At 68.9% G+C, this 7,377-nt stretch carries 7 protein-coding genes; 3 read left to right on the top strand and 4 right to left on the bottom strand.

The genetic code is table 11. From position 1 onward, the window contains the following. From VG276_25730 to rpsL, 4 genes are all read right to left on the bottom strand, one after another. The coding region (locus VG276_25730; protein HEV8652693.1) for a GTP-binding protein at nucleotides 1–141 on the bottom strand (141 nt) is incomplete at its 3' end. Nucleotides 142–158: 17 nt separating this feature from the next. Then, nucleotides 159–2,204 (bottom strand): elongation factor G, encoded by a 2,046-nt coding sequence (fusA, locus tag VG276_25725; protein ID HEV8652692.1) that lies wholly within the window; start codon nucleotides 2,202–2,204, stop codon nucleotides 159–161. A 155-nt stretch (nucleotides 2,205–2,359) separates the two neighbouring features. Then, nucleotides 2,360–2,830, bottom strand: coding sequence for a 30S ribosomal protein S7 (gene rpsG / locus VG276_25720; GenBank protein HEV8652691.1), 471 nt, complete (start codon nucleotides 2,828–2,830; stop codon nucleotides 2,360–2,362). 11 nt (nucleotides 2,831–2,841) lie between these two features. Next, complete coding sequence (rpsL, locus tag VG276_25715) at nucleotides 2,842–3,216, bottom strand: 30S ribosomal protein S12 (protein HEV8652690.1); 375 nt, start codon at nucleotides 3,214–3,216, stop codon at nucleotides 2,842–2,844. A gap of 742 nt (nucleotides 3,217–3,958) precedes the next feature. On the opposite strand from rpsL, the gene VG276_25710 reads away from it, so the two are divergent. From VG276_25710 to VG276_25700, 3 genes are all read left to right on the top strand, one after another. Beyond that, nucleotides 3,959–4,816 (top strand): MIP/aquaporin family protein, encoded by an 858-nt coding sequence (locus VG276_25710; GenBank protein ID HEV8652689.1) that lies wholly within the window; start codon nucleotides 3,959–3,961, stop codon nucleotides 4,814–4,816. A gap of 104 nt (nucleotides 4,817–4,920) precedes the next feature. Beyond that, nucleotides 4,921–6,435: a glycerol kinase GlpK gene (gene glpK, locus VG276_25705; protein HEV8652688.1), complete on the top strand. Its 1,515-nt coding sequence runs from the start codon at nucleotides 4,921–4,923 to the stop codon at nucleotides 6,433–6,435. Between the two features lie 169 nt (nucleotides 6,436–6,604). Beyond that, a partial coding sequence (locus tag VG276_25700) for a dihydroxyacetone kinase subunit DhaK (protein ID HEV8652687.1) occupies nucleotides 6,605–7,377 on the top strand: 773 nt, incomplete at its 3' end.

Below are 7,377 nucleotides of genomic sequence, written 5' to 3'. Positions count from 1 at the left end.
CGGGGTGTAGGCCACACTCGGGTCGGCGTCGTGCAACACCTTGGTGATCGCCGCCGTCAGCGTCGTCTTCCCATGATCAATATGCCCCATCGTCCCAATATTCAGATGCGGCTTCGTCCGCTCAAACCTCTTCTTCGCCATCTGGCTGCTCCTTGTCCTTACTCGCCGCGGATCTTGGCGACGATGTCCTTCGCGATGTTCTCCGGCACCTCGGCGTAGTGGCCGAAGTGCATCGTCGAGGTTGCCCGGCCCTGAGTCATCGAGCGCAGGTCGGTGGTGTAGCCGAACATCTCGGCGAGCGGGACGTTGGCCCGGATCACCTGGGCGTTGCCGCGCGGCTCCATCTTCTCGATGCGGCCGCGCCGCCCCGAGAGGTTGCCCATGACGTCGCCCGCGAACTCCTCCGGGGTCACCACCTCCACGCTCATGACCGGCTCGAGCAGGGCGGGGTCGCCCTTGCGGCTGGCCTCCTTGAAGGCCATCGAGCCGGCGATCTTGAACGCCATCTCCGAGGAGTCGACCTCGTGGTAGGACCCGTCCTTCAGGGTGATCCGGACGTCCACCACGGGGTAGCCGGCCAGCATGCCGGAGTTCATGGCGTCCTGGATGCCGGCGTCGACCGCGGGGATGTACTCGCGGGGGATCTTGCCGCCGGTGATCTTGTTGACGAACTCGTAGCCGCCGCCGTCGCCCGAGGTCGGCTCGACGTCGAGCACCACGTGGGCGAACTGGCCCCTGCCGCCGGTCTGCTTCACGTAGCGGAGCACCTGGTTGAGGACCGGCTTGCGGATGGTCTCGCGGTAGGCGACCTGGGGCTTGCCGACGTTGGCGTCGACCCGGAACTCGCGCATCATCCGGTCGACGAGCACCTCGAGGTGGAGCTCACCCATGCCGGCCATGATCGTCTGGCCGGTGTCCTCGTCGGTGTGGACCCGGAAGGTCGGGTCCTCCTCGCCCAGGCGGTTCAGGGCGTTGGCCAGCTTGTCCTGGTCGGACTTGGTCTTGGGCTCGATCGCGACCTCGATGACCGGGTCGGGGAAGCTGATCGACTCGAGCACGATCGGGTGGTCGGGGTCGCAGAGGGTGTCGCCGGTGGTGGTGAACTTCAGCCCCACCGCGGCGACGATGTCGCCGGCGAAGATGGCGTCCTTGTCCTCGCGGTGGTTGGCGTGCATCTGCAGCAGCCGCCCGATCCGCTCCTTGCGGTCCTTGGTGGCGTTCAGCACGTGGCTGCCCGCCTTCATGGTCCCGGAGTAGACGCGGAAGTAGGTGAGCTTGCCGACGTAGGGGTCGGACATGATCTTGAACGCCAGCGCCGCGAACGGCTCCGCGTCGTCGGGCCGGCGCTCGATGACCGCCTGCTCGTCGTTGGGCTTGGCCCCCCTGATGGGCGGCACGTCCAGCGGCGAGGGCAGATACCAGACCACCGCGTCCAGGAGCTGCTGCACGCCCTTGTTCTTGAATGCCGAGCCGCACAGCACCGGGGTGACCTTGCCCGCGATGGTGGCCTTGCGGAGCGCCTTGCGGAGCTCCTCGATGCTCGGCTCCTCCTCGAGGACGTACTTCTCCATGAGGGCCTCGTCGTGGTCGGCCAGCACCTCGAACAGGCGGTGGCGCCACTCGGCGGCGATCTCCTCGTACTCGTCGGGGATCGGCCGGTCCTCCCAGGCCTCGCCCATGCCCTCGCTCGGCCAGTAGTGGCCGCGCATCTCGACGAGGTCGATGACGCCGTGGAAGTTGCTCTCGACGCCCCAGGGGAGCTGGACCACGGCGGGGGTGGCACCGAGCCGGTCGACCATCATGTCCACGGTGCGGTGGAACTCGGCCCCGACGCGGTCCATCTTGTTGACGAAGCAGATGCGGGGGACGTTGTACTTGTCGGCCTGGCGCCACACCGTCTCGGACTGGGGCTCGACCCCGGAGACCGCGTCGAACACGGCCACGGCGCCGTCCAGCACGCGCAGGGAGCGCTCCACCTCGACCGTGAAGTCGACGTGGCCGGGCGTGTCGATCAGGTTGATCCAGTGGTCACGCCACTTGCAGGTGGTCGCGGCCGAGGTGATCGTGATGCCGCGCTCCTGCTCCTGCTGCATCCAGTCCATCACGGCGGCGCCCTCGTGGACCTCGCCGATCTTGTAGGTGCGGCCGGTGTAGTACAGGATCCGCTCGGTGGTGGTCGTCTTCCCGGCGTCGATGTGGGCCATGATCCCGATGTTCCGGGTACGCGAGAGCGGGAACTCGCGGATCGCGAGTCCCTTGGCCCCTGCGGCCTTCCGATCGACTGCTGTGTTGGTCATGCCGGTTCCATTGCTCCTAGCTCATGCGGGGCGCGGGCGCCCCAACCCCCCCGATCCTTCCGCTACCAGCGGTAGTGGGCGAAGGCCTTGTTGGCCTCGGCCATCTTGTGGGTGTCTTCCTTCCGCTTCACGGCCGCACCGGCGCCGTTGGAGGCGTCGAGCAGCTCGCCCGCGAGGCGGTCGGCCATGGTCTTCTCGCGGCGGTTGCGCGCGAAGTTGACCAGCCAGCGCAGGGCCAGTGTGGTCGAGCGCCCCTGGCGGACCTCGATCGGCACCTGGTAGGTCGCGCCGCCCACGCGGCGGCTGCGGGTCTCGAGCACCGGCCGGACGTTCTCGACCGCCCGCTTGAGGGTGGTCACCGGGTCGTTGCCGGTCTTGCGGCGTGCCTGCTCCAGCGCGGAGTACACGATCCGCTCGGCGGTCGAGCGCTTCCCCCCCAGAAGGATCTTGTTGATCATCTGGGTGACGAGCTGCGACTGGTAGATCGGGTCCGGCGGCAGCGGCCGACGGATGGCGGGGCCTTTACGGGGCATGGGCGCTCCTCTTATACCTGCTTGGCCTTGGCGCCATAGCGCGAGCGGGCCTTCTTTCGGTCGCGCACGCCCTGGGTGTCCAGCGTGCCGCGGATGACCTTGTAGCGGACGCCCGGCAGGTCCTTCACCCGACCCCCACGCACCAGCACGATCGAGTGCTCCTGCAGGTTGTGGCCGACGCCGGGGATGTACGCGGTGACCTCGATGCCGCTGGACAGGCGGACCCGGCACACCTTGCGCAGCGCCGAGTTCGGCTTCTTGGGGGTGGTCGTGTACACACGGGTGCAGACCCCGCGCCGCTGGGGCGAACCCTTCAGCGCCGGCGTCTTCGTCTTCTCGACCTTGCTCTCCCGGCCCTTGCGGACCAGCTGGGCGATCGTCGGCATCCAGTCTCCTTGCTTCCCGCCGTGCAGCCGCCCGCCCTGCAGCCGACGGCTGTCCTTCCTGCTCACTTCAACTCCACGGCCCCGGGCGTTTGTTCCACTCGGAGGCCGTCTGGCAGCCGGATCCTTGTTCCTGCTTTGGTGCTCTGCTACCCACTGGCACCGACCCGGGGGCGTCGGTCCCGGCCCGCCCGGATCAGCCAGCGAGGGTCTGAGCCTTGAGCGCACGTCAACGAACGGCGGCGCGCGCAGTGGCGCATAGTAGCGACGCGGACGCACCGCCGTCAACCGGCCGCGCCCGCGCCGCAGTGGTGCAGGGCGGCGCCGGGTGGCCGCCGAACCGTTGAAGAAGGTTGACCGGAGTGTCCTCTCCCCAGCTCAGCGACAATTCGCGCAGTTCAGCGGGTGGATTCCTGGTTGGTCAGCACCATTGACCTTTGCCGCCGGAACGGCCAAGAATGACGGGGGGCCTTGCGTCGCTGTTACCGGCTTCTCCGGCCACCGGCGTGGTACCCCCGGTAGTACCGGCTCCTCCGGCAACCGGCGTGGTACCCAGCAGGGCTGTCTGCCGGTGGGCGCTGGCGCGTGCGGTGGCCCGGCGGCCGCCAGGCTACGGACGAGAGGAGGGATAACCCGGACCTCTTCGGACTTGGTTGACGCAGCTCGCGTTGGCCGGGGGGACGGCGGCCTGGGCGTCGAGGCTCACGGCCGCGGCCTGCGCTCCGCACCGAGCAAAGGAGGATCGCTGTTGAGACGGAACACGCTGCTGGGGGAGCTGTCGGCTGAGCTTCTTGGCACGTTCACGCTGATCGTCTTCGGCTGCGGGGTGGTCGCCCAGACCGTGCTGACCCCGTTCACCGCCGGGGCCCAGTCCATCCACTGGGCGTGGGGCATCGGCGTCGTCATGGGCATCTACGTCGCCGGCGGGATCAGCGGTGCCCACATCAATCCGGCGGTCACCGTCGCACTGGCGCTGCGGCGCGGCTTCCCCTGGGCGAAGGTCGGCCCGTACGCGCTGGCCCAGCTGGTCGGGGCGTTCCTGGCCGCGCTGGTGATCCGCTGGAACTACTGGGAGGCCTTCGACAAGTTCGACCCGGCCAAGACCAACAAGAGCCAGGTCGTGTTCAACACCTACCCGGGCAACAACAGCTCCGACATGCCGAACATCTCGCAGCTCGGGGCGCTGCGCGACCAGATCATCGGCACGGCCGTGCTGGTGCTGCTGGTGCTTGCCATCACCGACGCCCGCAACATGGCGCCGGGGGCGAACCTGGCCCCGTTCATCATCGGGCTGGTCGTGGTCGGGATCGGGATGACGCTGGGCGCCAACGCGGGGTATGCGATCAACCCGGCGCGTGACCTCGGGCCGCGGCTGGCGGCCTGGATCAGCGGGTGGGCCGACGCGTTCGCCGACCAGCGGGGCGACTTCTACGCCTGGGTGCCGATCGTGGGGCCGCTGATCGGCGGGCCGCTCGGCGGCTACGTCTACGACTGGTTCATCGGCGGCTACCTGCCCGCCGAACCCGAGGTCGGCCGCGTCGTCGAAGAGCCCGACACCGGCAGACCCGTCGACACCACAAGGCCGCGTCCCGAAGCGACCTGACCCACCCTTCCCGGCTCCGCGGTGCGGGGGCGGCACCAGCCCGTGCCCCCCCGCGCTCGAGTTCGCCGCCCCAGCCCGCCCAGCAGCCTGACAAGGAGGCCAGGATGGCGAAGGACTTCGTCCTCGCAATCGACCAGGGCACCACGAGCACCCGGACGATGCTGTTCAAGCACGACGGCACCTCCGCCGGTGCCGCCCAGGAGGAGCACGAGCAGATCTACCCCCAGGCCGGCTGGGTCGAGCACGACCCCAAGGAGATCTGGGAGAAGACCCAGAAGGTCACCGCGCAGGCACTGCGGGACAAGAACCTGACCTTCGAGAACGTCGCGGCGGTGGGCATCACCAACCAGCGCGAGACCACGGTCGTCTGGGACAAGAACACCGGCGAGCCGGTCTACAACGCGATCGTCTGGCAGGACACCCGGACCCAGCCGATCGTGAGCCAGTGGAAGGCCGAGGGCTACGAGGAGGAGATCAAGCAGAAGACCGGCCTGGTGATCGCCACCTACTTCTCGGGCACCAAGATCGCCTGGATCCTCGAGAACGTCGCGGGCACCCGCGAGCGGGCCGAAGCCGGCGAGCTGCTGTTCGGCAACACCGACACCTGGGTGATCTGGAACTTGACCGGCGGGGTGCGCGGCGGCCAGCACATCACCGACTACACCAACGCCTCCCGCACGATGCTGTTCAACCTGGCCAACACCGACTGGGACGACGCGATCCTCGCGAAGCTGAACATCCCCAAGTCGATGCTGCCCGAGCTGCGGCCGTCCTCCGACGCCGCCTTCTACGGGCAGACGACCAGGGACGGGGTGTTCGGCGGCGAGGTGCCGGTGTGCGGCGACGCCGGCGACCAGCAGGCCGCCCTGTTCGGCCAGGCCTGCTTCGACGTCGGCCAGGCCAAGAACACCTACGGCACCGGCAACTTCCTGCTGCAGAACACCGGGCCGAACGTGGTCCCGTCCAAGAGCGGCCTGCTCACCACCGGCTTCTACGCGCTCGAGAAGGGCAAGAGCTACTACGCGCTCGAGGGCTCGATCGCGATCACCGGCGCGGCCATCCAGTGGCTGCGCGACAACCTGAAGATGATCGCGAACGCCGACGAGACCGAGGCGATCGCCCAGTCGGTCGAGGACTCGGGCGGCGCCTACTTCGTGCCCGCGTTCTCGGGGCTGTTCGCGCCCTACTGGGACGAGAAGGCACGCGGGGTGATCGTCGGCCTGACCCGCTACGTCAACCGGGCCCACCTGGTCCGGGCGACCCTGGAGTCGATCTGCTACCAGAGCCGGGACGTGGCCGACGCGGTCGAGCAGGACTCCGGCAAGCCCCTGCCCGACCTGCGGGTGGACGGCGGCGCGGTCAAGAACAACTTCCTCATGCAGCTGCAGGCCGACATCCTCGGCATCCCGGTGATCCGGCCCCAGGTGCAGGAGACGACCGCGCTGGGCGCGGCCTACCTGGCCGGGCTCGCCGTCGGCTACTGGTCGAGCCTGGACGAGATGCGCGACAACTGGCAGGTGGACCGTACCTTCGAGCCGCAGTGGTCGGAGGACCAGCGCGAGACCGGGTACGCGTGGTGGAAGAAGGCGATCGAGCGGACCAGGGGGTGGCTGGACTAGGCCCTGTGGGTGGTCAGCCGGGATGGTAAGCCTGGTTAGCCCGTGAGGTCCCCGTTCTTCGCTCCGAGGAGAGCAGTCGCTGCGAACGGGGGACCTCACGGGCTGTTTCCGGTCGGCGCACCCCGACCTCGGGGTGGGAAGACCGGGGACGGAACCGGAGGAGGTCGTTGTGAAGAAGTTGATCAACTCGGTGGACGAGTTCGTCTGCGAGTCGCTGGAAGGGTTCGAGCGCGCCCACAGTGACCTGGTCAAGGTCAACTACGACCCGGTCGTGGTCTACCACGCCGACGCGCCCCGGCAGGGCAAGGTCGCCCTGGTGTCGGGCGGCGGGTCCGGGCACGAGCCCATGCACGGCGGGTTCGTGGGCCGCGGTATGCTCGACGCCGCCTGCCCCGGCGAGGTGTTCACCTCCCCCACCCCCGACCAGATGGAGTGGGCCACCCGCACCGTCGACGGCGGTGCCGGGGTGCTGCACATCGTCAAGAACTACTCCGGCGACGTCATGAACTTCGACATGGCCGCCGACCTCGCCAAGGAAGCCGGCATCCAGGTCACCGCGGTGGTGGTCGACGACGACGTCGCGGTCAAAGACTCCCTGTACACCCAGGGCCGCCGTGGCGTGGGCGGCACCGTGCTCCTGGAGAAGCTGGCCGGCGCCAAGGCCGAGGAGGGCGCCGACCTGGCCGCGGTCACCGACCTGGCCCGGGGCGTGGTCGCCAACGTGCGCTCCATGGGCCTGGCGCTGAGCAGCTGCACGGTGCCCGCGGCGGGCCAGCCCACCTTCGAGCTGGGCGCGGACGAGGTCGAGATCGGCATCGGCATCCACGGCGAACCGGGCCGGGAGCGGATCCCGATGGAGCCGGCCGATGCGCTCACCGAGCGGCTGACCCGCCCGGTCGTCGACGATCTCGGGCTGACCCAGGGGGAGCGGGTGCTGGTGTT

It is taken from the genome of Actinomycetes bacterium, from assembly GCA_036000965.1.
Classification (GTDB): domain Bacteria; phylum Actinomycetota; class CALGFH01; order CALGFH01; family CALGFH01; genus DASYUT01.
The sequence above is the reverse complement of the archived record's forward strand: the minus strand, read 5'-3'. Positions and strand labels throughout refer to the sequence as shown.